Annotated in this window: 13 protein-coding genes, 1 tRNA gene and 3 pseudogenes; 6 read left to right on the forward strand and 11 right to left on the reverse strand. The window is 70.2% G+C overall.

What is annotated here, in order from left to right; translation table 11 throughout:
* Positions 1-59: 59 nt before the first annotated feature.
* Complete coding sequence (locus ACGFIO_RS13760) at positions 60-536, reverse strand: MarR family winged helix-turn-helix transcriptional regulator (RefSeq protein ID WP_392826176.1); 477 nt, start codon at positions 534-536, stop codon at positions 60-62.
* Positions 537-617: 81 nt separating this feature from the next.
* Between ACGFIO_RS13760 and ACGFIO_RS13765 the strand changes: the two genes are divergently transcribed.
* A complete protein-coding gene (locus tag ACGFIO_RS13765; protein ID WP_392826178.1) occupies positions 618-2,339 on the forward strand; it encodes an LLM class flavin-dependent oxidoreductase in 1,722 nt (573 codons plus the stop codon).
* Entirely contained in the window at positions 2,336-3,190 is an 855-nt protein-coding gene (locus tag ACGFIO_RS13770) for an LLM class flavin-dependent oxidoreductase (protein ID WP_392826181.1), read from the forward strand. The genes ACGFIO_RS13765 and ACGFIO_RS13770 overlap by 4 nt, the downstream gene beginning before the upstream one ends.
* Positions 3,191-3,256: 66 nt before the next feature.
* Here ACGFIO_RS13770 and ACGFIO_RS13775 read toward each other — a convergent pair whose 3' ends face one another.
* Together ACGFIO_RS13775 and ACGFIO_RS13780 are read right to left on the reverse strand one after the other, a co-directional pair.
* Positions 3,257-3,460: a hypothetical protein gene (locus ACGFIO_RS13775; RefSeq protein WP_392826184.1), complete on the reverse strand. Its 204-nt coding sequence runs from the start codon at positions 3,458-3,460 to the stop codon at positions 3,257-3,259.
* 1,691 nt (positions 3,461-5,151) lie between these two features.
* Positions 5,152-6,518: pseudogene (locus tag ACGFIO_RS13780) on the reverse strand (IS1380 family transposase).
* Positions 6,519-6,708: 190 nt separating this feature from the next.
* Here ACGFIO_RS13780 and ACGFIO_RS13785 point away from each other — a divergent pair.
* Entirely contained in the window at positions 6,709-8,118 is a 1,410-nt protein-coding gene (locus ACGFIO_RS13785; RefSeq protein WP_392826186.1) for a pyridoxal phosphate-dependent decarboxylase family protein, read from the forward strand.
* 57 nt (positions 8,119-8,175) lie between these two features.
* On the opposite strand, the pseudogene ACGFIO_RS13790 reads toward ACGFIO_RS13785, so the two are convergent.
* From ACGFIO_RS13790 to selD, 8 genes and pseudogenes are all read right to left on the reverse strand, one after another.
* Positions 8,176-8,565: pseudogene (locus ACGFIO_RS13790) on the reverse strand (transposase); the annotation flags it as partial.
* 592 nt (positions 8,566-9,157) lie between these two features.
* Entirely contained in the window at positions 9,158-9,337 is a 180-nt protein-coding gene (locus ACGFIO_RS13795) for a hypothetical protein (RefSeq protein ID WP_392826189.1), read from the reverse strand.
* Between the two features lie 633 nt (positions 9,338-9,970).
* Complete coding sequence (locus tag ACGFIO_RS13800) at positions 9,971-12,925, reverse strand: hypothetical protein (protein WP_392826191.1); 2,955 nt, start codon at positions 12,923-12,925, stop codon at positions 9,971-9,973.
* Positions 12,926-13,235: 310 nt separating this feature from the next.
* Positions 13,236-13,988, reverse strand: a complete 753-nt coding sequence (locus ACGFIO_RS13805; RefSeq protein ID WP_392826194.1) for a ZIP family metal transporter — start codon at positions 13,986-13,988, stop codon at positions 13,236-13,238.
* A 30-nt stretch (positions 13,989-14,018) separates the two neighbouring features.
* Complete coding sequence (gene nrfD / locus ACGFIO_RS13810; protein WP_392826197.1) at positions 14,019-14,966, reverse strand: NrfD/PsrC family molybdoenzyme membrane anchor subunit; 948 nt, start codon at positions 14,964-14,966, stop codon at positions 14,019-14,021.
* The gene (locus ACGFIO_RS13815) at positions 14,963-15,883 is read right to left on the reverse strand and encodes a 4Fe-4S dicluster domain-containing protein (protein ID WP_392826199.1); all 921 of its coding nucleotides are present in this window, start codon (positions 15,881-15,883) and stop codon (positions 14,963-14,965) included. Before ACGFIO_RS13815 ends, nrfD begins: the two co-directional genes overlap by 4 nt.
* Before the next feature lie 2 nt (positions 15,884-15,885).
* Positions 15,886-19,149 carry a formate dehydrogenase gene (gene fdh / locus ACGFIO_RS13820; protein ID WP_392826201.1) on the reverse strand — a complete coding sequence of 1,088 codons (3,264 nt, stop codon included), beginning with the start codon at positions 19,147-19,149 and terminating at the stop codon, positions 15,886-15,888.
* Positions 19,150-19,154: 5 nt separating this feature from the next.
* Positions 19,155-20,162 carry a selenide, water dikinase SelD gene (selD, locus tag ACGFIO_RS13825; protein ID WP_392826203.1) on the reverse strand — a complete coding sequence of 336 codons (1,008 nt, stop codon included), beginning with the start codon at positions 20,160-20,162 and terminating at the stop codon, positions 19,155-19,157.
* A gap of 28 nt (positions 20,163-20,190) precedes the next feature.
* Between selD and ACGFIO_RS13830 the strand changes: the two genes are divergently transcribed.
* The 3 genes and pseudogenes from ACGFIO_RS13830 to selA all read left to right on the forward strand — a co-directional run.
* Positions 20,191-20,284 (forward strand) — tRNA-Sec (locus tag ACGFIO_RS13830).
* Between the two features lie 336 nt (positions 20,285-20,620).
* Complete coding sequence (locus ACGFIO_RS13835; protein ID WP_392826205.1) at positions 20,621-21,091, forward strand: helix-turn-helix domain-containing protein; 471 nt, start codon at positions 20,621-20,623, stop codon at positions 21,089-21,091.
* Positions 21,092-21,188: 97 nt separating this feature from the next.
* Positions 21,189-22,478 (forward strand): annotated as a pseudogene (gene selA, locus ACGFIO_RS13840) (L-seryl-tRNA(Sec) selenium transferase); the annotation flags it as partial.
* Positions 22,479-22,487 lie beyond the last annotated feature (9 nt).

A 22,487-nucleotide genomic window follows, 5' to 3' on the forward strand; every position in this document is an offset into this window, starting at 1 on the left:
CGGCCATGCGCGCGAGAAGCGCTGCCGCGCCCTGGCCGGTTGGGCGGGAGCAGCGCCGGTCACTCGGCCAGGGCGCCGGTGACGATGGCGCAGGCCTCTTCGGTGTGGGCGGGCGCGGTGCCGGCCGCCTTGCTCAGGAGGCGCCGGAAGAGCACCCGCTCGTTCTCGTCCAGGCGGGCCAGCGCCGCCTGCTCGGCCTCGGCCACCCGGCCGCACAGCTCGGACACCGCCGCCCGGCCGTGAGGCGTGGCGACGATGCGGCGTTGGCGGCGGTCAGCGGGGTTGGGGCGGCGTTCGACCAGGCCGGCCGCGGCCAGGTCGTCGAGGAGGTAGGTCATGATGGTGCGGTCGATGCCGAGTTTGGCGGCGAGGGCGGCCTGACTGGGCGGCTCGCCCTTGAGGACCTCGCACAGCGTTTCGTAGCCGCGCGCGCCCTGCGGGAAGTCGACCAGTTGGGGGCCGACCATTTCCGCGTACGACCGCAGGACCATGCCCATGGCCGCGCCGAAGTCGTCGGCTGCTGTCGCGTTGCTCACCCCGCCATGCTATCTGCTGGACAGATCGTCTGCCAGGAATACTATCTAGGCAGAATACGATCGAAGATCTGGAGGATCGCGATGGCCGTCGAGTTGGGCGTTGAGCTCGACCTCGCGCACGCAGACCGGCTGGCCGCCTTGGCCGAGCAGGCCGAGGCCCGTGACCTCGACCTGGTCATGCTGAGCGAGCCGGACACCGACGACGACGTGCAGGGCCTCGACCCGTGGACCACCGCCGCCTGGCTCGCCGGCCGCACCGAGCGGATCCAGATCGGCATCCCGCACGACCCCGCCGCCGCCTCCCCGGCCATGGTCGCCAAGGCCAAGGAGAGCCTCGCCACCCTGGCCGGCACCCGCCTGGTCGTCGGCGCGCCGCCGGACGTGACGATCCGGCCCGCCGGCGAGATCGGGCAGCTGCGGGGCACCGCGAACAAGCAGCGCCGGACCTCGGCCGCCCGGGCGCGGCGGCGGCCGGGCATCGACTACGACGGGGTGCCCGGCTCGCTGGCCGACGCGGTGATCGAGCCGGGCGATCCGGGCTATCGCGGGCGCCGGTCGACGTACATGCGCGGCGGGGCACCGGGGCTCGTACTCCAGCCGGGCACGCCCGACGAGGTCGCCGACGCGCTGGCCTTCGCGCGGCGGCACCCGGATCTGCCGCTCGGGCTGCGCAGCGGCGGCCACGGCGTGAGCGGGCGCAGCACGAACGACGGCGGGCTGGTGATCGACGTCAGCCGGATGAACGAGATCGAGGTGCTGGACGAGCGGCGGCGGCTGGTACGGATCGGGCCGGGCGCCACCTGGAAGCAGGTCGCCGCCGCCCTGGACAAGCACGACTGGGCGCTGGGTTCGGGCGACTACGGCGGGGTCGGGGTGGGCGGGCTGGCCACGGCCGGCGGCATCGGCTTCCTGTCGCGCGAGCACGGGCTGACCATCGACAGCCTGCGGGCGGTGGAGTTGGTGCTGGCCGACGGCACCCAGATCCGGGCGGACGAGACCCACGATCAAGAGCTTTTCTGGGGTGTACGCGGTGCCGGCGCGAACTTCGGTGTCGTCACCGCGTTCGAGTTCCAGGCGAGCGAGGTGCACGAGGTCGGCTGGGCGCAGCTGGTGCTGGTCAGCCCGGACGTCGAGCAGTCGCTGCGGGAATACGGCCGGGTGGCCCGGGCAGCGCCGCGCGACACGACGGTGTTCTGGCTGGCCGGGCCGCCGCGGCAGGGGCAGTCGGTGATCCAGATGTACGGGGTGGTGGACGCGGCCGACCCGGAGGTGGTGGTCGAGCGGCTCACCCCGTTCGCGTCGACCGGCCTGCTGGCGCAACAGCAGGTGGTCCTCACCCGCTACGCCGGGGTCATGGCGTCGGCGGCGGACGTGGGGGCCGAGGGACATCACGGGGTCGGCGAACCGGTGTCGCGGTCGGCGTTCCTGCCCGAGCTGACCGACGAGTTCGCGCGGGACGCGGCGGCTCTGCTGCGTACCGGCGAGGTCTTCTTCTTCCAACTGCGGCAGATGGGCGGGGCGATCGGCGACACCGCACCCGAGGCGACCGCGTTCTGGCACCGTACGCCGGAATTTCAGGTGACCGCGATCGGCCGCGACCGGGACGGGCTCGACCGGGTCTGGGACCGCCTGGCCCGCCATTTCGACGGGTTGTACCTGAGTTTCGAGACCGACCCCCGGCCGGAGCGGCTGCACGACGCCTTCCCGCCGCCGGTGCTGGACCGGCTGCGGGTGCTGAAGCGACGCTACGACCCGGACAATCTGTTCCGCGACAACTTCAACGTCTTTGGGGTGACGGCATGACCGACTACGGGCATGATCTGCTGTTCGGCGCGTTCGTGACGCCCAGCGCCGAGGACCGGGCGGCCGTCGATCTGGCCGTCACGGCCGACCGCGCCGGGCTCGACCTGGTGACCTTCCAGGACCACCCGTACCAGCCGTCGTTCCTGGACACGTGGACGCTGATGTCCTATGTGGCCGCGCGGACGTCGCGGATCCGGATCGCCGCCAACGTCACCAACCTGGCGTTGCGGCCGCCGGCCGTGCTGGCCCGCGCGGCCGCCTCGCTGGACATCCTCAGCGGCGGGCGGCTCGAGCTGGGTATCGGCGCGGGCGGCTTCTGGGACGCGATCGTGTCGATGGGCGGCCGGCGGCTGACCGCCGGGCAGAGCATCGAGGCGCTGGGCGAGGCGATCGGGATCATCCGCGACCTGTGGGACACCGACAGCACCGGCCGGGTCCGCCACGACGGCGAGTACTACCAGGTCAGCGGGGCGAAGCGGGGCCCCAAGCCGGCGCACGACATCGGGGTGTGGGTCGGTGCGTACAAGCCGCGGATCCTGGCGCTGACCGGCGCGCAGGGCGACGGGTGGCTGCCGTCGATGGAATACCTGCCCGACGGTGTCGCCTCGCTGCCGGGGATGAACGCGCGGATCGACGAGGGGGCCGAGAAAGCGGGCCGTTCCCCCGCCGCGGTGCGGAGGCTGATGAACTTCATGCGGTTCGACTATTCCGCCGAGCAACTGGCCGAACTGACCCTCGAGTACGGCATCAGCGGCTTCATCGTCGGCGGGGACGACCCCCGGTCGTACGAGCGGCTGGCCGCCGAGGTGGCACCCGAGGTGCGCGACCTGGTCGCCAAGGCGCGAGGCTGATCGTCCGCCCGAACGCCGCGGGCCCGCACCGGCCTTTCGTCACTACCCCGGCGCGGGCCCCCGCCATCAGTTCCCGGTGATCGCGTTGGCTAGGGCGTTGCCCGCGCCCAACCCGGCGCCGTAGGCCGCGTTGCGGGCGCAAGCGCCGCCCGCGTCACTCATTGACCCGCCGGTCACCCGTGCGTCCACGGCGCCGACCACGCAACCGATGACCGCTCCGGGCGGGCCGCCGATCGCGGCGCCGATCGTGCCCCCGATCGCTATGCCCAAGCCGACTCGTCGATCGCGGCGAGGACCCGCCACGCGGTCGGGTCCGAGGCCACCCGCCCGAACAAGCCCGGCTGCGCCGCGTAGAGCGACGAGCCGATGACGGGCTCGCGGCTCGTCGCCGAGGTCGAACCAGAAGGATGAGTCCAGAGGCAATCTCCAGGCCCAGAATTGCGATGTGGAGCCTGACCGCGAAGCCCCAACGTTGGAGGAGCTTCAAGCGTTCGCTGCGACGCTTCCCGCTCCAATGGGAGAGCGCCTTCTCGCCAAGGCTCGTCCACTGCCGACAACTCCGGAACCGGACACTGTCGATGCACCCCCACCGATTTATCGGTCATGGTCCGAGTTCCTGGCCCTCACCACGGCAGAACAACGGCTGAAGTGGTATCGGTTGAAGGCTAGGACCGCGAACCGCCCGCGCCTCATGTCAGGGGTCGCGGGCGGCAGAGTGACTCCGGAAACGGTGAGGGAAGTTCTCGAGGCCGCCGAGGGCCGGTGCACTCATTGCGGTTCACTCGCTGTGGAAGGTCGGCCGTCCGGCGCGGACGGCCGACCCGCAGCCTGGGCTCACGTCGGTCGCCGGATCGGGTCACTCGGTCACCTCGTCGCCCGATTCAACGGCGGAACCAACGACCGCGACAATCTCAACTGGTCATGCCTGTGGTGCAACACTTGGCCACCCGAGCGCCGAGACGGAGCATCGGACCACGGTGCTGTTCCGCTAACACCGTAAGCGCCCGAGGGCCGTACACACCCCGCCGATGTCGCCAGGCCGATCCACGCCACCCCTGCCACCGATCGGACTGGCGATGGCGTTGCTCCGCCTCACCCTCCGCGCCTTCCCCGCGGCATGTGAGCGCGGCTCGCAGCGCACAATAGTCCCGTCGCGTTGGCGCGGATCGCGGCCGATGGGGCGCCCTTCTTTGCACGAAGGCGGCCCCTGTCGCGACTGGGTCTGTGTGCGATGGTGACAATCGTCGCTCTTTCTGGGTGATCGTTCAGTGTGATGGTTCGGGCGGCGTGCGGAACAATTTTTGGTATGCGACAGCTTCAATTGTTCACGTCGGCGGGATTGGCCGCCATGCGTGATCGGGCTGCGTCGCGTCGCTATTCTGTTGAGGGCGAGGAATTTCGCCGGGAGCATGCTCGTCATCGGGTCTGGGGCTTGTCACAGAGGCATGCCACGAAGCTGCGCCGGTTGCGGTCTGGAGCAGACACAGATCAGTCGCCGCGGGTGCCGGACCCAGCACCGCCGGCTCGACACCGGGCGGCGGCGGGTCGCCGGTCCTGACGACCCATACGGCCGAGGCGCACGTCGCGGAGCCGATTGGAGTGGGGTCGTCGGAGCAACAGGCTGCGTGCGGTCACGCGCCGACGGTGGCAACCGCCGCCGTAACCGAACCGGCGGCCACACCCAACGTCCCCGGGACTGACCCGGCCGCCGTGCCCCACGACGCCGTGACCGATCCGGCGGCCACGCCCCACCTCGCCCTGACCGACCCAGCGGCCACGCCTTACCTCGCCCTGACCGACCCGGCGGCCACGCCTAGCCTCGGTCTTTCACTTGAGCGTCGCCCCATAGCCTTTGTTCGATGAATACGATTTGGGTTTTTGTCGCTGTTTTGTTGGCATGCCGAATGCCCGGCGCGGGGCCGGGTTCCTCCGTGTTGCTGGTTGAGGAGTGAGCTGCGGGGTCAGCCGGTGGGGCGGGGTAGTGCCGCGAGGTTGCTGAATGCGCTGGTCAGTGCATTTGCCCAAGGCCAGTCGGCGGCGATGGCGAGGCGGTCCGCCGGGCGGTGGGGGTGATCCGGGCCGCGACGTGCAGCAGCCGGTAACGCAGTTTCTTGGGTTCGGCTTTGGCGAGGTCGCCGTCCAGGAGCAGGGTCTGAGTCCAGGCGAGCAGGTCGATGCCGGTCAACGCGAGTTGGAGCCAGGCCTGGTTGATCGCGAAGACGCGAGACGGGAACCGTCCGAAGCCGGTGGTCTTGCCGGTTCGGATCTTGTCCTCCACCCTGGCGTGAGCCCGATGTCGGGCTTCCAGGAGCTGGATGCTGCCGGTGCCGGGCGGGGTGTCGGTGGCCACGATCTGGTGCCGCCAGCCCTCGATGGTGTCGAACAGGCTCAGTTGGGCGCCGGGATACGGGCGTTCCCCACGGACCAGGAACCGGGTCCCTCCGGGCCAGCCGGTCGCCTCGAACAAGCCGGTGATCTCGCCGACCTCGGCGTGTTCACGCAGATCACCGCCAGTGTCGAGGGCGGGGACCCAGCCGGTCGCGGCCCGGACCGCTTCCCGGACCGCTTCGGTGATCGCGGCGCCGACACTGAATCGGATGTCGAGGTACCGCTGGCGCCAGGACCGGATGTGGGCGAGGAAACCGTGACTGGATCCGGCCGAATCCGAGCGGAGCAGGATCGGGGTCCCGTGTCGGTGGGCGTCGGGGATCTGGGCGAGGGCCTGGTCGAGGACGGTGATGTGGTCGGTGGTGGTGTTCGAGCCGGCCCGGCCCTCGCGCAGCACACCGGCGAGGGCCTCGCCGGTGTTGTCCAGGAAACACAGCAGCGGGTGGAACCCGAAGGTCTTCTTCCAGGTGCGGGTCGCGGACTCCTTCTCGGAGTGGCAGATCACGATGGTCGCGTCGATGTCCAGGACCAGGCCGTCCACCTGCTGACCAGCCACCATCGATTGCGGCAGGTCGCCACGGACCTCGGCGTGCTGGGCCCAGGCGACCTCACGGGCTTGGGCCCGGGCGTCCTGCAGCTCAGCCAGCATCGTGGCGTCGAGCTGCGACAACAGCCGCCACGCGGTCGGGTCGGACGCGACCGTCCCGAACAGGGCCTGCTGATTTCGCAGTACTGCCAGGTCAGCGATGGCCTCGCCGCCGTCGGCGAGCATCACGGCGAGATCGACCGCGACCCGACCCGGATCATGCCCGCCCTGCCGCTGCCGCAAGCCTGCCAATGCCTGGCCGAATGCGCTGGTCAAACCGGTCGCATCCGCCAGGTCGGCGAGCAGTCGGGCACCGGCATGACCGACCACGCCCCGCCCGTCCCCGGCCACCATGATCTTCGGACGTGTTCGGGTAGTCTTCACCCAGCAAGTGCCTTCCGTGACGGGTTGATTAGGACTCTCGACAAGCCCTATTTTCCCTGATCAGAAGGCACTTCTTCGCTTCCGGTCCACTGCTTGGACAGCCCTTAACGAAGCGCCGAGGCTAGTCCTGCACGGTCGAGTTCGGGTGAAGGAGAAGTAGATGGATCACAGCACCGCCTCTGATTCCTTTGATGGGGCACATATCGTTCTTCGGCGGGCGGCGGAATTGGCGATGGAGTACCTGCGGGATCTGCCGGACCGACATGTGGACGCGATTACCGGCTACGACGAGGTCCTGGACCTTCTCAGCGGCCCGGTCCCGGAGCACGCGACGGATGCAGTGGCAGTGGTCCAACGGCTGGCCGCGATCCTCGGCCCGGCCACCATCGCCAGCGCCGGTCCCCGCTACTTCGGGCTCGTCGTCGGCGGGTCCCTTCCCGCCGCGCTGGCTGCCGACTGGTTGGTGTCCACCTGGGACCAGACCGCCTACAGCCGGATGTCCTCGCCGGCAGGTGCCGCGGTCGATGCCGTCACTGAACAGTGGATCCTGCAGGTGCTAGGTCTGCCGACTGAAGCGACGGTCGGGTTCGTCACCGGCGCCACGGCCGGCAACACCGTCGGTCTGCTCGCCGCACGCCACGTCCTATTGCAACGGCAGGGCTGGGACGTTGAGGCCGATGGGCTCACTCAGGCCCCCCGCATCCGCGTGATCGCCGGCGACGAGGTCCACCCGTCGGTGCTGCAGGCAATCCAGATGATCGGCCTGGGAGCGCGCCTCGTCGAACGCGTCGCCGTCGACGACCAAGGAGCGATGCGCGCCGACGCGCTCGCCGACGCCCTCGCCGCCGACCCAACTCCCGCCATCGTGTGCGCACAAGTCGGCAACGTGAACTCCGGCGCCTGCGACCCCATGGCACAGATCGTCGACCTGACCCGCGAACACGGCGGATGGGTCCACGTCGACGGCGCATTCGGACTGTGGGCACAGGCATCACCACGACTGTCGGAGCTCGTCGCCGGGGTCGAGCGAGCCGATTCCTGGTCGACCGATGCCCACAAATGGCTCAACGTCCCATACGACTGCGGCCTGTCCATCGTCAATCACCCCGACGCCGCTCGCGCCGCGCTCGGCGCAACCACCAGCTACCTGCCCACCAGCACCGCCCGTGAACCCGGCGTCCTCGTCCCCGAGATGTCCCGCCGATCTCGCGCCGTGCCCGTGTACGCGGCACTGGCATCGTTGGGCCGCCCCGGCGTCCAGGCCCTGATCGAACGCTGCTGTGATCACGCCCGCCGCCTGGCTGACGCCGTCCGCGATGACGCCGGCTTCATCGTCTGCAACGACGTCGTGCTCAACCAGGTCCTCGTCCGGGTCGACGACGACGAGACCACCTGGCAGGTGTGCGAGCACGTACGCCACAGCGGCGAGGCCTGGGTCGCCGGAACCGTATGGCACGGTCGAGCAGCGGTGCGGGTGTCCTTCTCGAACTGGGCCACCACAGACGATGACGTCGATCGACTCGCCAACGCACTGCGAGACGCCGCAACGGCGCTGCGCACAGGCGGATGACACGACGCCCGAGCGTCATCTCCCAGCGCTGATCATCTCCAGCGCGCCGGGCGGCGTGGCGAGCGAGAGGACCTGGCTCAGCGACAACAGTCGCCACGCCGTGGGGTCCGAGGCGACCGACCCGAACAGGCCGGCCTCGTTACGCCGCACCGCCAGATCGGCGATGGCCTCACCACCGTCGGCGAGCATCACCGCCACATCGACCGTGATCCGGCCCGGATCGTGGCCGCGCCGCCGCTGCCGCAACCCGGCCAAAGCCTGACTGAAACCGCTGGTCAAGCCGGTAGTGTCGGCCAGGTCAGCGAGCAGCCGGGCGCCGGCGTGACCGACCACGCCCGGACCGTCCCCGGCCGCCGTGATCTTCGGACGTGTTGCGGTAACCTTCACCCTGCAAGTGCCTTCCGTGGCGGGACAACAGGACTTTCGACAAGCCCTATTTCCCCTGATCGGAAGGCACTTTTCTATTTCAGCCCAGCCCTTGGACAAACCTTAACGAAGGGCCCAGGCTAGCGTTGCTGCGGCTGGACCCGCAGTGCCGGACCTCGCGGTGCCGGATCCAGCGACCTCACCTGCGACAATCGCAAAACCCGGCGGCGACGCAAATGTCTTGCCCATCCACACAGGAGGAACCCCCACCGGCCTGTCTCGGAGAAAAGCTGTTACGTGTATCCGGAACCGCGTCAAACGCCGACCCGGACCCGCCCGAAACTACAGAAACGATCTGACAACCCGAATCCGCCCGCCGACGGCGGGCGCGCATTGCTGCCATCGGCCGGCAATTACTGAAACCGGAAAAGAGCGAAGTCGGCCTCATCACGGCTCGCGACGAAAGCGACTCACATCGGCAGATCCGTGCTCCGGTCGGGTCGCGCGAGTAGTCGGCCGGGCCGCGCCCCCCGTGATAGACCGTCGTGGGCGCGCGAACTGGGCCGGCCCGAGGGTGAAGTGCGCGTGGGTGGGGGCGCCGAGCCGCCGCTCGTACCAGAGAATCGCCGCCGGAAGATCACACACGTGGGTCATCCGGAAGGTCTGTGCGGCTCTAGGCGGCGTGGGAGAGGGCGAAGGCGACCAGGAAGCCGGCCACCGTGATCAGGCCGATCAGCAGGTGGGCGTCCTCGAAGGCCTCGGGGATCATGGTGTCGGCGATCATCGGCAGGATGGCGCCGCCGGCCAGGGCTGTGATGGCGGGCAGGGCGGCGGCGGGAGCCGAGCCGAGCACGGTGTGGCCGAGGACCGCGGCCGCCGAGCGGAGCAGCTTGAGGAATTCTCCGGTCTGCTCGGGTGCCCAGACTATGACGGGCGACGGGAGTTCGGCTTCGTCGAGCTTGTCGAGTTGAGGGCCCGGCCGACAGCGACCTGCACGTCCATGCCCATCTCGTCCATGGCCGCGAGCCGGTCCCCGGCCAGGTCCTCGATGCTGCGCGCGCGGTGTCCCGCCCTGCGAAGAAGTCCAGCTCGAAGAAGTCGAGCCCGGCCGTGCCGGCAGCGCCCGCAGCGCCCGCAGCGCCCGCAGCGCCCGCAGCGCCCGCAGCGCCCGGAACAGGTCCCCGGTCCACGAGCGCTCCTCGATCGCGATGATGCGCGTGCGAGTGCGGCGATGCTGATCGCGGCGACGACGCGGCCACCCTCGGTACGCACCGGTACGGCCACGCCGAGGCCGCCGGGGTCCAGTTCGCCCCTGCTGACCACGAAGGAGCGGATAGGTGGCAATAGCCCGTCCGCAATCAGCCGCGCGGATGTCGGCGAGGCGGCTCCGCAGCCGGCCCGGATCGGTCCAGGTCGCGCCGGTGAACCGGGTGTGACGGCGACGCGATGCCAGCCGCATCGATCCTCTGTCACATGGTCGCGAAGATCAGTCCTGCATTCGCGGGCTGTCTGGGGTGGCGGGACTTTCCGGCCGTCTCTTGGAGTCGCCCGAGTCTCGGGGTTGTGGCAATAGTCCAAGGCGGACGGCTTCATTGTCCTTACCGTGGCGGACGTAGACAGCTTGGAGGTTGGTGACGGCTCGTTCGTAATCGGCGCCGTAGATGTCTGTGTCTCGTTCGGCCATCGTTCTATAGAGATCTACCGCCTCCTGTCGGTGACGAAACTCGGTCTCGTGCTCGCCGAGCTCACACAGATGGGTGCCGAGGTTGTTGAGGGCGCTGGCGAGGGTGGGCTGGTGGGCGGCATTGTCAACGACCAACGCCCGGTAGAGCACGACCGCCTCACTGGTGGCCTCGAAGGCCGGCCGGTGCTCGCCCAGCGCCCACAGACGGGTGCCGAGGTTGTTGAGGGCGATGGCGAAGTTGGGCTGGTGGGCGGGATTGTCAACGACCAACGCCCGGTAGAGCGTGACCGCCTCGCTGGCGGCCTCAAAGGCCGGCCCGTGCTCCCCCACCGCCCCCAGACGGGTGCCCAGGTTGTCCAGGGTGCTGGCGAAGTTGGGCTGGTGGGCGGGATTGTCAACGACCAACGCCCGGTAGAGCACGACGGCCTCGCTGGTGGCCTCATAGGCCGGCCCGTGCTCACCCAGCGCCCACAGACGGGTGCCGAGGTTGTTGAGGGCGCTGGCGAGGTTGCGTTGGTGGGCGGGATTGTCAGCGACCAACGCCCGGTAGAGCACGACCGCCTCACTGGCGGCTTCAAAGGCCCGCCGGTGCTCGCCCAGCGCCCCCAGACAGCCGCCGAGGCCGTCCAGGGCGCTGGCGAGGCCAGATCTGTGGGCGGGATTGTCAAGAACCAACGCCCGATAGAGCACGACCGCCTCACTGGCGGCCTCATACGCCGGCCGGTGCTCACCCACCTCCCCCAGACGGGTGCCCAGGTTGTCCAGGACGCTGGCGAGGTTGCGTTGATGGGCGGGACTGTCAACGACCAACGCCCGGTAGAGCGTGACCGCCTCACTGGTGGCCTCATAGGCCGGCCGGTGCTCGCCCAGCGCCCACAGAAAGATGCCGAGGTTGTCCAGGACGCTGGCGAGGGTGGGTTGGTAGGCGGGATTGTCAGCGGCCAACGCCCGGTAGAGCGTGACCGCCTCACTGGTGGCCTCATAGGCCGGCCGGTGCTCGCCCACCGCCCACAGACGAATGCCCAGGTTATTCAGCACGCTGGCGAGGGTGGGTTGATGGGCGGGACTTTCAGCGACCAACGCCCGGCAGAGCGTGACCGCCTCACTGGTGGCCTCATAGGCCGGCCCGTGCTCACCCAGCGCCCACAGACGGGTGCCGAGGTTGTTGAGGGCGCTGGCGAAGTTGGGTTGGTGGGCGGGATCATCCGCGGCCAACCCCCGGTAGAGGGCAACCAACCGCTGGGCAACGGCTGCTTTGCTGCGCGGCATCTGGTGCTCCGGAAGCTGGGCATCGACTGCCTCCAGCGTTGCGACCGGTATGTCGGCGTGTGCGAGGAAAACGGCGAACTGCTGGTCGAGCCGGGCCGTGTGATGCACGACGACCGTCCTGACCGCCGCCTCGATGCGACTGCCGCCGGCTGCTTCCCATACCTGAGCAAGGACCGGCAGCATGCTCGGGAACACAGCGGCCGCACGCGTCAGCACCGCCAGAGCCCACTCCATCTCGGCCGCATCCAGGTCGGACAGAAGGGCGGCGGCCAGCCGCGGTTGACTGGTCAGTCGGTCGGTGATGAACCAGTCCCCGAACAGATCCGGCTTCATCAGGATCCTCGAACCAACCGCCGGGTAGAGGCTCGCCACCCACCGCGCCAGGCTGCGCAGCTGAGACCCGGTCGCGTCAGCCAGATCAGGCACCCGCCGCAGTGCGCGCACCGCGGATTCCTCGTCGGTCGTCCCGCGCACCGCCAGCACCAGGATGGCTCGCTCCCGGGTCTCGCTCGCGAACCCGGACATGCCCCATCGCTCCAACGCCGCGGAGCCTTCCCACCAGGCCTGCTCGTGGGTGAACAACTCAGCGATCACCTGACCGACCGGCAACCGCCGTACCGCCGTCACCGCGCCGACCTGACCTGGAGCAGTCAACACCGTCAACAGTGCCCGCGCCTGCAGTGCCAGCATCGTCTCGTCATCCGCCCCGACCACCCCGGCCAGGCTCGCCGTCGACGGCGCCAGGACGCCGACCTTCCGCGCGAAGCGACCCACGGCCAGGGCATACCAGCGCTCCCGATCCCCAGCACCGCCGAGGGCACCGACCTCGACCACGTTGGCGCCCTGCACGAGCCACCGCGACGCATCCGCCACCAGCGGCCGTAAGCCGGCCAGCAGCGCGTCGCCGTCTCGGGCGATCAGCAGCAACCGTACCCGCGGACGCCCGCCATGCTCGGCGAGCACCTCCAGCAACCTCGGCAGCTCAGCCCTGGTGTCCGCGTCATCGATCACCATCAGCGCCGGATCACCACAGTCCACAACCGCCGACATGGCCGCCGCAGCCTGCCCCGGCCGCAGCCAGCCCGCCACCCATGGCTCCGGCAGCTGCAACCCGAACTCCAAACCCAGCCGGGTCTTGCCCACCCCCGCCGGACCCGACACGACCAGAACGCCGGCCGGTTCCTCGCTGTCACACCACGCCTGCAACAGCTCCATAGTGGCCCGCCGCCCCTGCAACGGCACCACCCGGCGATCCGCCACCAGCAGACCGAACGCGCCCGCCTCGCCGGCCCCGGCACGGTCCAGCGGGGCGAGCACCTTGTCCCGCGCCTCTACCTCGGCTGCCCGCTGCTCCGAGCCCCTCAGCCGAACCTCCCAGAACGTCCAACATGCCGCCGCCGCCAGCAGGCCCACGGACAATCCCCACGACCAGCCCGCGGTCGCAAGATTCGTCAACGCGCCGACCATCACGCCCAGCAACGTCGACACACCAGCCGGCCAGCCATGCCTGCCCCACCGGCCACCCATCTTGGACCCCTCTCGACCACTTCACATCTGATCCAGGCTCCCAACAGGACAAGCGATCGAATAGTCGGCCAAAAAGCCAGAAAAAAGGACCCTTAAAGGAGGCCGACGGGCCCGTTCTGTTAAACGGTTATTGAGATCTCCCCAGCAGCGGCCCGTGTTTCTCTCCGCTGATGTGACACCGTTGACGCGAACTGCGTGTGGGACGCCGACGCCCCTGTATGACGGGGCGTTGACCCGGACGTCGCGTCAGTCGGGGAAGGTCTGTGCGGCTCTAGGCGGCGTGGGAGAGGGCGAAGGCGACCAGGAAGCCGGCCACCGTGATCAGGCCGATCAGCAGGTGGGCGTCCTCGAAGGCCTCGGGGATCATGGTGTCGGCGATCATCGACAGGATTGCGCCGCCGGCCAGGGCCGTGATGGCGGCCAGGACGGCGGCGGGGGCCGAGCCGAGCACGGTGTAGCCGAGGACCGCGGCCAGGCCGCTGATCAGCGCGATGCCGGCCCACAGACCGAAGACGTAGCGGCCGGAGCGGTGGGCGTTGCGCATGCCGGCCGCGCTGGACAGGCCCTCGGGCACGTTGCTGATGAACACGGCCACGACGGTGACCACGCTTATCGCGCCGCCGCCGAGCAGGCTGGTGCCGATCACGATGGACTCGGGGATGCCGTCGAGCAGGGCGCCTAGGGCCAGGGCGGTGCCGGAGCCGCCCTGCTGCTGTTCGGAGGGCTGCTGCTGGCCGGAACGTTTGCGGTGGCGGGCGCCCCGGCGGGCCAGCAGCACGTTGCAGCCGGTGTAGATGACCGCGCCGGCCACCGCCCCGAGGACCGTGGGGGTGAGGCCGGCCCGCTCGTGCGCCTCGGCGATGAGCTCGAACGCCACCGCCGACAGCAGCACGCCGGCCCCGAACGCCATGACCGAGGCGATGACCTTCTGCGGGACCTTGGCCAGGTATCCGACCGCGGCGCCGATCAGCAGGGCCGATCCGGCCAGCAGGCCCCAGCCGCCGGCTTGCAACCATCCAGGCATGATCAAGGGCATTCCCCGCGGGGCCGGGCGCTAACCGGCGCGCTCCTTCTGTGGGATCACCGTGTAGCGCGGGTCGCGGGCCGACGCCATGCCGCCCTCGAAGATGCCGAACCGGGTGGCCAGGGAACCGGCCAGCAGGGACAGACCGGACAGGGCCGAGACGACGCGGCTGCGGCGGCCGAGCACGGACCCGATCGCCCCGGCGGCGGTCAGCGCGGCCGCCGAGCGGAGCAGCTTGTCGGCCCGGCCCTGGCGGTAGGGCTCGCTGACCAGGCCCTTCGAGTTCACCACCTGGTGGGTGGCGTAGAGCTCCATGGCGGCGCCGGCCACCGCCAGCCGCCGCGCGGGGCCGGCCTGGTCGGTGGGCGCGGCGATCAGGCCGACCGCGGCGCCGCTGGCCAGGGCGCTGCCGCCGAAGACGAAGGGCAGTTCGGGGTACGCCTCGTGCCAGCTCGGCGTGGCCGTGTCGGCCAGCAGGACCGCGGTGTACGTGGCCAGGGCCGGAGCCACCGCGGCAGCGCCGTATTGTCCGACTTTTCCCAACGGATCGAGTAGGGGCCAGGCCAAACTCGGCGCCAGCTCGGCCGCGGCGGCCGCACCGGACGCGGCACCGAAGGCGCTCAGGATCCAGGTGCCCATCGACATCGGCGAGGTCGGCTTGGCCACCCGCAGCATGTTGAGGAACCGCTCCGGCCGGCCCAGGTCGGCGACCAGGAAGTAGGTGCTGGCGGCGACCGCCCCGATCGCGGTGAGGCGGCCGGCGCGGCGCAGCGCGGGGCGGCCGGTCGCGTCCCCACCGGCCGCGAGCAGCGCCGAGCCGGCGGCCAGCCCGCCGGTGAACAGGTACGCGGCGATGTCGTGCTTCCACGGCGCGGCCTTGACGACCGGCCGGCCGTAGTAGGACTTGAAGTCGGCCGGCGGGACCATCGAGCGGTCGGCGCCACCGCCACGGCGGCCCTTGCGGGGGTTGGTGGTCATCGGCGGCCTCCGGCGAAGGCGACCACGGCCGCGCCGACCATGGCCAGCGCGGCCAGGCCGGCCCGCTTGTACATCGACGGCAGGTCACGGGTGGTCACCACCGGGGCCGGGGGCAGGCCGTACACCTCGGGCTCGTCCAGCAGCAGGAAGAACGCGCCGTCACCGCCGACGCCGTCCTCGGGGTCGTGTCCGTACAGCCGGGCCGAGGTCTCGCCCTGCTCCTGAAGTTTTTCCAGCCGGTGCTGGGCGCGGGACCGCAGCTCGTCGAGCTCACCGAACTGGATCGACTCGGTCGGGCAGGCCTTGGCGCAGGCCGGGGTCAGCCCGTCACCGATGCGGTCGTAGCAGAGCGTGCACTTCCAGGCCCGGCCGTCGTCCTCGCGGCGGTCGATCACGCCGTACGGGCAGGCCGGCACGCAGTACCCGCAGCCGTTGCAGATGTCCTCCTGCACGACCACGGTGCCGAACTCGGTGCGGAACAGCGAACCGGTCGGGCAGACGTCCAGGCAGGCCGCGTGCGTGCAGTGCTTGCACACGTTGGACATCATCAGCCAGCGGAAATCCGTACGCGGAGCATCGATCTCGCGCCCCGGCAGGTCCTTGCCCGGCATCCCCAGAAACTGCGGGCCCGTGGCCTTTTCCTCGTGTCTCTCTGTCCCGCCGGGCACCGGCTGCTCGATGAACGCCACATGCCGCCAGGTGTTGGCCGACAGCGAGCCGGTGTTGTCGTACGACTGGCCGAGCAGGTCGAAGCCGTCGTCGGGGACCGCGTTCCACTCCTTGCAGGCCACCTCGCACGCCTTGCAGCCGATGCAGACGCTGGTGTCGGTGAAGAACCCCATGCGCGGCGGCGCGTCGGTGTAGCCCGCGTCCGGCGCGGGGTCCAGCGGCCCGTAGAAGCTGTTCGGTCCGGCCATGCTCAGTCCTCGTCAGCGTCGGTCGTCAGGATGGGCGTCCGGTGGTCCGGTGTGAGACCGGCCCGTCTCCGATACCCCTCAACGTACGCGGGAAGATCGGCGCCGGCCGGACGGCGGCCCGGCTGGATGTCGCACGTACCCACCTTGCTCTCCTGGATGAGCACGTTCGGGTCGAGCGCGATGCCGATCAGGTCGTTGGCCGAGTCGCCGGTCACCAGCCCTTCGCTCCCCCAGTGATAGGGCAGCCAGATCTGGTGGATCCGCCGCCCCTCGATGCGCAGCGGGGTCAGCCGGTCGGTGACCATCACCCGGGCCTCGACGGCCGACCGCGAGGTGACGACGTGGGCCCAGCCCAGATGCTCCAGGCCTCGCTCGGCGGCCAGTTCCGGCGACACCTCGACGAACATCTCCGGCTGCAGCTCGGACAGGTAGGCCAGCTGCCGGCTCATCCCGCCGGCGGTGTGGTGCTCGGTGAGCCGGCTGGTGGTGAACACGAACGGGAACACCTCGGCGTGACGCTGGGTGGCGTCCGGGTTGGTGGGGTTGTCCGGGCGGTCGTACACCTTGCGGGTGGGGTTGGCCTGCTGCCCGTAGAGCGGGTTGCGGACCGGCGACTCGGCCGGCTCGTAGTGCGTCGGCATCGGGCCGTCGATCAGGCCGCTCGGCGCGTACAGCCAGCCCTTCCCGTCGCCCTGCATGATGAACGCGTCGTCGCCGGCGATCGCCTCAACCCCGGTGGCACCCTCCGGCGGACGGTAGGACGGCGGCTTCGTCTTCTCGAAGTCGGGGATGTCGTAGCCGGTCCACTGCCCGGCCTCCTCGTCCCACCACACGTACTTCTTGCGTTCCGACCAGGGTTTGCCCTCCGGGTCGGCGGACGCGCGGTTGTAGAGCGTGCGGCGGTCGGCCGGCCACGCCCAGCCCCACTCCTGAGCCACCCAGTTCTGCTCGGTGTGCGGCTTGCGGCGGGCGGCCTGATTGACTCCGTCGGTGAAAACACCGGTGTAGATCCAGCAACCACCCAGCGTCGAACCGTCCGGCTTCATCTCGGTGAACGCCGACAGCGGTTTGCCCGTGGCGATCTCGTACCCGTTGATCTCCTTGAGCACCGCCTCGGCGTCGGGCTCGTCACCGCGCGCCCCGATCAGCGGATAATCCCAGGCCAGCTGCTGGATGCCCCGGTCGCGGGGCAGCGTCGAGGAGGCCAGCCGCTCGCGGACCAGGCGGCCCAGGTGGTAGCTGAACCACAGCTCGGAACGGCAGTCACCCTGCGGCTCGACCGCCTTCTCGCGCCACTGGAGCATCCGCTGGGTCTGTGTGAACGTGCCCTCCTTCTCGACGTGCGAGGCGGCGGGCATGAAGAACACCTCGGTCCGGCACTCCGCGGGCACCAGCTCGCCGGTCGCGACCTCCGGCCCGTCCTTCCAGAACGTGGCGCTCTCGATCATGAAGAGGTCGCGGACCACCAGCCAGTCCAGGTTGGCCAGGCCCAGGCGTTGCGCCTTGCCCTGGGCCGAGCCCACGGCCGGGTTCTGCCCGAGCAGGAAATAGCCCTTCACCTTGCCGTCGATCATGTCCAGCACGGTGCGGTAGGTGCCGTGGTCGCCGGTCATCCGCGGCAGCCAGCCGTAACCCCAGTCGTTCTCCCGGGTGGCGGCGTCGCCCCAGTAGGCCTTGAGCAGGTTGACCGCGTACGACTCGGCCTCGGACCAGAAGCCCTTCTGCCCCGGATGCCGGATCGCGTCGATCCACTGCCGGTAGGTCTCGTGCTGCCGGTGGTGCGGCATCGGCAGATAGCCCGGGAGCAGGTTGAACAGCGTCGGGATGTCGGTCGAGCCCTGGATGCTGGCGTGCCCCCGCAGCGCCATCACACCGCCGCCGGGCCGGCCCATGTTGCCCAGCAGCAGCTGGATGATCGCCCCGGTGCGGATGTATTGCACACCGGTGCTGTGCTGCGTCCAGCCGACCGAGTAGACCAGGGCCGTCGTGCGCTCCCGCCCCGAGTTGGCGGTCCACGCCTCGCAGACTTCCAAGAACTTCTTCTGGGGTACGCCGCAGAGCTGCTCGACCATCTCCGGTGTGTACCGCGCGTAGTGCCGCTTGAGCACCTGGTAGACGCACCGCGGGTGCTGCAGCGTGTCGTCGCGGGGCACGCCGCCGGGCACCGGCGGACCGTGCGACTCCTGCTCCAGCCCCGACGCGGTCTCGCGGTCGGCGTGCGCCTCGCCCTCGCTCTGGGCCTGCTCCTCCTGGCCCGCGTAGGCCCAGCTGGCCTGGTGGTAGGCGTTCAGCTCCTCGTCGTACCCGGAGAACAGGCCGTCCAGGTCCTCGGTGTCCTTGAAGTCCTCGCTGACCAGCATGGCCGCGTTGGTGTAGGCCAGAACGTACTCGCGGAAGTCCTTCTCGTTGCTGAGGATGTAGTTGATGATCCCGCCCAGGAACGCCACGTCGGCGCCGGCCCGCATCGGCACGTAGCTGTGCGCGAGGGCGCTGGTCCGGGTGAACCGCGGGTCGATGTGGATGACCTTGGCACCACGATTCTTGGCGTCCACCACGTACTGGAAGCCCACCGGGTGGGCCTCGGCCATGTTGGAACCCTGGATGATGACGCAGTCCGCGTTAGCCAGATCCTGGAGGAATCCGGTGGCCCCGCCACGGCCGAAGCTGGTTCCCAGACCGGGAACGGTGGCGGAGTGTCAAATACGCGCCTGGTTCTCGATCTGAAGTGCCCCCATCGCGGTGAACAGCTTCTTGATCAGGTAGTTCTCTTCGTTGTCGAGTGTCGCGCCGCCGAGGCTGGCGAACCCGAGCGTGCGGTTGAGCGGCCGCCCGTCGTCGTCCTGCTCTTCCCAGGTCTCGTCGCGCGCGGCGACCACCCGGTCGGCGATCATCTCCATCGCCGTGTCCAGGTCGAGTTCTTCCCAGTCGGTGCCGTACGGCCGCCGGTACAGCACCTTGTGCTGGCGGCGGTCGCTGGTGACCAGGCTCTTGCTGGCCGAGCCCTTGGGGCAGAGGCGGCCGCGGGAGATCGGGCTGTCCGGGTCGCCCTCGATCTGGGTGACCGCGCCGTCCTTGACGTAGATGCGCTGGCCGCAGCCGACCGCGCAGTACGGGCAGACGGACTTGGCCACCGAATCGGCGGTCTCGGTGCGGGCGGTCAGCGACCGGCTGCGTTCCGACTGGGCGGCGGCGCCGCGGCCGAGCGGGTCCGTGCCGGTGAGCTGCCGGTAGACCGGCCAGCCCTCGATCCACGTACGGACGCCCATGGATTTCACCGTACTACGAGTGTGATCCCTTCGCCGCGCGCCGCTCGCAGCTCCCCGATCACCGGGTGTCCGGGCAGCTCACCGGCCACCAGCAGACCGCCCGAGGTCTGCGCGTCGGCCAGCAGGAGCAACTCGTCCTCGGACAGGTCGCTGTCCAGATGCGGCCGCACCCAGTCCAGGTTCCGCCGCGTGCCGCCGGAGACGTAGCCGTCGGTCAGGGCCTTTCTCGCCCCTTCGAGGTACGGGACCCTGGACGCGTCGATGTGGGCGGTGACGCCGCTCGCCCGGGCCAGCTTGTGCAGGTGACCGAGCAGGCCGAAGCCTGTGACGTCGGTGGCGCAGGTGACGCCCGCTTCCACCGCGGCCCGCGAGGCATCCCGGTTGAGCGTGGTCATCGTGGCGATTGCCTGCGGAAACGTCTCGCCGGTGGCCTTGTGCCGGCTGTTCAGCACCCCGATGCCGAGCGGCTTGGTCAACGTCAGCGGCATCCTCGGCACACCGGCGTCGTTGCGCAGCATCCGCTCCGGGTCGATGACACCGGTGACGGCCATGCCGTACTTGGGCTCCGGATCGTCCACGCTGTGCCCGCCGGCGACGTGACACCCCGCCTGCCGCCCCACGTCCAGCCCGCCGCGCAGCACCTCGGCGGCCAGCTCCATCGGCAGCAGATCCCGGGGCCAGGCCAGCAGATTCACGGCGACAACCGGCGTACCGCCCATGGCATAGACGTCGGACAGCGCGTTGACCGCGGCGATCCGCCCCCAGTCGTACGGGTCATCGACGACCGGCGTGAAAAAGTCGGCCGTGGCCACCATCGTCGGCCCACCCGGCACCCGCACCACAGCGGCGTCGTCCCCGTCGTCCAGCCCGACCAACAGCTCGGCGTTCATGTCGCCGGTGCCCGGCTGGAGCAGGCCGGCCACGACCGACTCGAGCTCACCGGGCGGAATCTTGCAGGCGCAGCCACCGCCGTGGGCGTATCCGGTCAACCGCCGCGGTTCAGTCGTCGTCACCCGTCGACTGTGGCATACGCTGCCGGGTGGAGGCGTTCAGGCGGCTGGTGCCCCTCCCGGTCTTCAACACCGGTGTGACCCGGCATCCGGGTCAGGCGGGTTCGATTCCCGTCCGCCTCCGCTCAACGCTTTTGTTCCAGCTCATTTCGCCAAGCGGGAAACACAATGCCTACGTATCGAAAGCCGCCCATGACCGGTCACCGGGCGCGGAGGCCACGCCGAAGTCCGCCGCCCGGGCAGGGTCGCCCGAGCCGGAACGAGGTCGACCCCGCCGAGCCGCGAGAAACGTTCGGTCAGCGCAGCGAAGGAGGGTGGTTCGACATCGCCGGGCCCGCGGACGATCTGACCGCCGAAGAGCCGTTTCCCTTCCGGCTCGAGGTGAAGTCCCTGCTGCGCCACTGACCGACCCGGCATCTGCGATCGCTTTCGCTTTTTTCGAATATCGGTATGCTGCGATCATGCCCCCCACGCTGCGCGAACGGACCGTTCTTCCGCCCCAGGACCCCGCCGACCTGGTTCGATTCGCGCGCGGCCTGAGCGATGCCGAGCCGGCGGCGCGAGCCAAACTGATCGGGCCGGACGGGTCGCAGATCGACATCCCGGACGACCTCTACGCCGTCTTGCGCGACGTGGTCAGCGCACTCTCCCAAGGCATGGCCATCTCGATCGCCCCGCACAACACGATGCTCACCACCCAGGAAGCCGCCGACCTGCTGAACATTTCCCGGCCCACCCTGGTCCGCCTGCTCGCCGACGGCGAGATCCCGCACACGATGCGCGGCCGCCACCGCCGCGTGCTGCTGCGCGACATCCTCGACTACACCGAACGAACCCGCACCGAGCGCCGCACCACCCTCGACGAGATGGCCGCCGACACGGAGGACGACGGCCTCTACGAAGCCACCATCGAAGCCAGGCCGACGAGGTGACCGGCAGCAGTGGCCGCTTTCCCCGCGTTCTTCGACACGTGTGTGCGCTATCCGGCGTATCCGTGTGACACCCCGCTGCAGCTCCCGAGGAGTACGCGTGAACCACACCACGGCGGATCCGCGACGGCGGATTCCGCGTACCGATGCGCTGCTCGCCGACCCGCTGCTGGCCAGCGCGGCCGCCTCGCTGGGGCGGGCCGTGGTCAAGGACGCGGTCACGGCCGCGCAGGCGCGCGCCCGGCGCGGCGAGATCGCCCCGGAGGAGATTGCCCGGGAGGCCGCCGCCACGCTGGTCGCGGGCGGGCCGAAGCCGGTGCTCAACGCCACGGGGGTCGTGCTGCACACCAACCTCGGGCGGGCCGCCCTCTCGGCGGCGGCCGTGGACGCGCTGGTCGCGGCGGCCGGGTACACCGATGTCGAGCTCGACCTGCGCACCGGCAAGCGGGCCGGGCGGGGGCGGGACGCCATGGCGGCGCTGGGGGCGGCCGTTCCGGAGGCCGGCGGCGTGCATGTGGTCAACAACGGGGCGGCAGCGCTGGTGTTGGCGGCTACCGCGCTGGCGGTGGGGCGGGAGATCGTGGTCAGCCGGGGTGAGCTGGTCGAGATCGGGGACGGGTTCCGGCTGCCGGATCTGCTCGCGTCGACGGGAGCGCGGCTGCGGGAGGTGGGCACGACCAATCGCACGTCGGTCGCTGACTACGCGGCGGCGATCGGCCCGGCGACCGGGTTCGTGCTCAAGGTGCATCCGTCGAACTTCGTGGTCACCGGCTTCACCTCGGCGGTTCCGGTGGCATCGTTGGCGACGCTCGGGGTAACCGTGGTCGTGGACATCGGGTCGGGGCTGCTCGCACCGGATCCGCTGCTGCCGGATGAACCCGACGCGGCGACCTCGTTGCGGGACGGCGCCGGCCTGGTCACGGCCAGTGGGGACAAGCTGCTGGGCGGGCCGCAGGCCGGGCTGCTGCTGGGCGAGGCGGGGCTGGTCGAGCGGCTGCGCCGGCATCCGCTGGCGCGGGCTCTGCGGGTGGACAAGCTGACGTTGGCCGCGCTGGCGGCCACCTTGCGCTCGGCGGCCAACCCGACCTGGGATGCGCTGCGCGCCGAACCCCAAAATCTGAGGGTACGCTGCAGAGCGCTCGCCAATGCCCTGCGCGGCGACGACGTCGACGCCACCGCGACGGAATCCGCGGCCGTGGTCGGCGGCGGCGGTGCCCCGGGCGTCGAGCTCCCGTCGTGGGCGGTGTCGGTGCCGGCCGACCTGGCTCTCCCCCTGCGCACGGGCAACCCACCGGTGGTCGGGCGGGTCGAGGGCGGCCGCCTCCTGCTGGACCTGCGCTGCGTCCCGCCCAACCAGGACGCCACCCTGGCCGCGGCCGTCGCCGCCGCCTCCGGAACC

The organism is Actinoplanes sp. NPDC049265, assembly GCF_043197135.1.
In the GTDB taxonomy this organism is placed as follows: Bacteria; Actinomycetota; Actinomycetes; order Mycobacteriales; family Micromonosporaceae; genus Actinoplanes.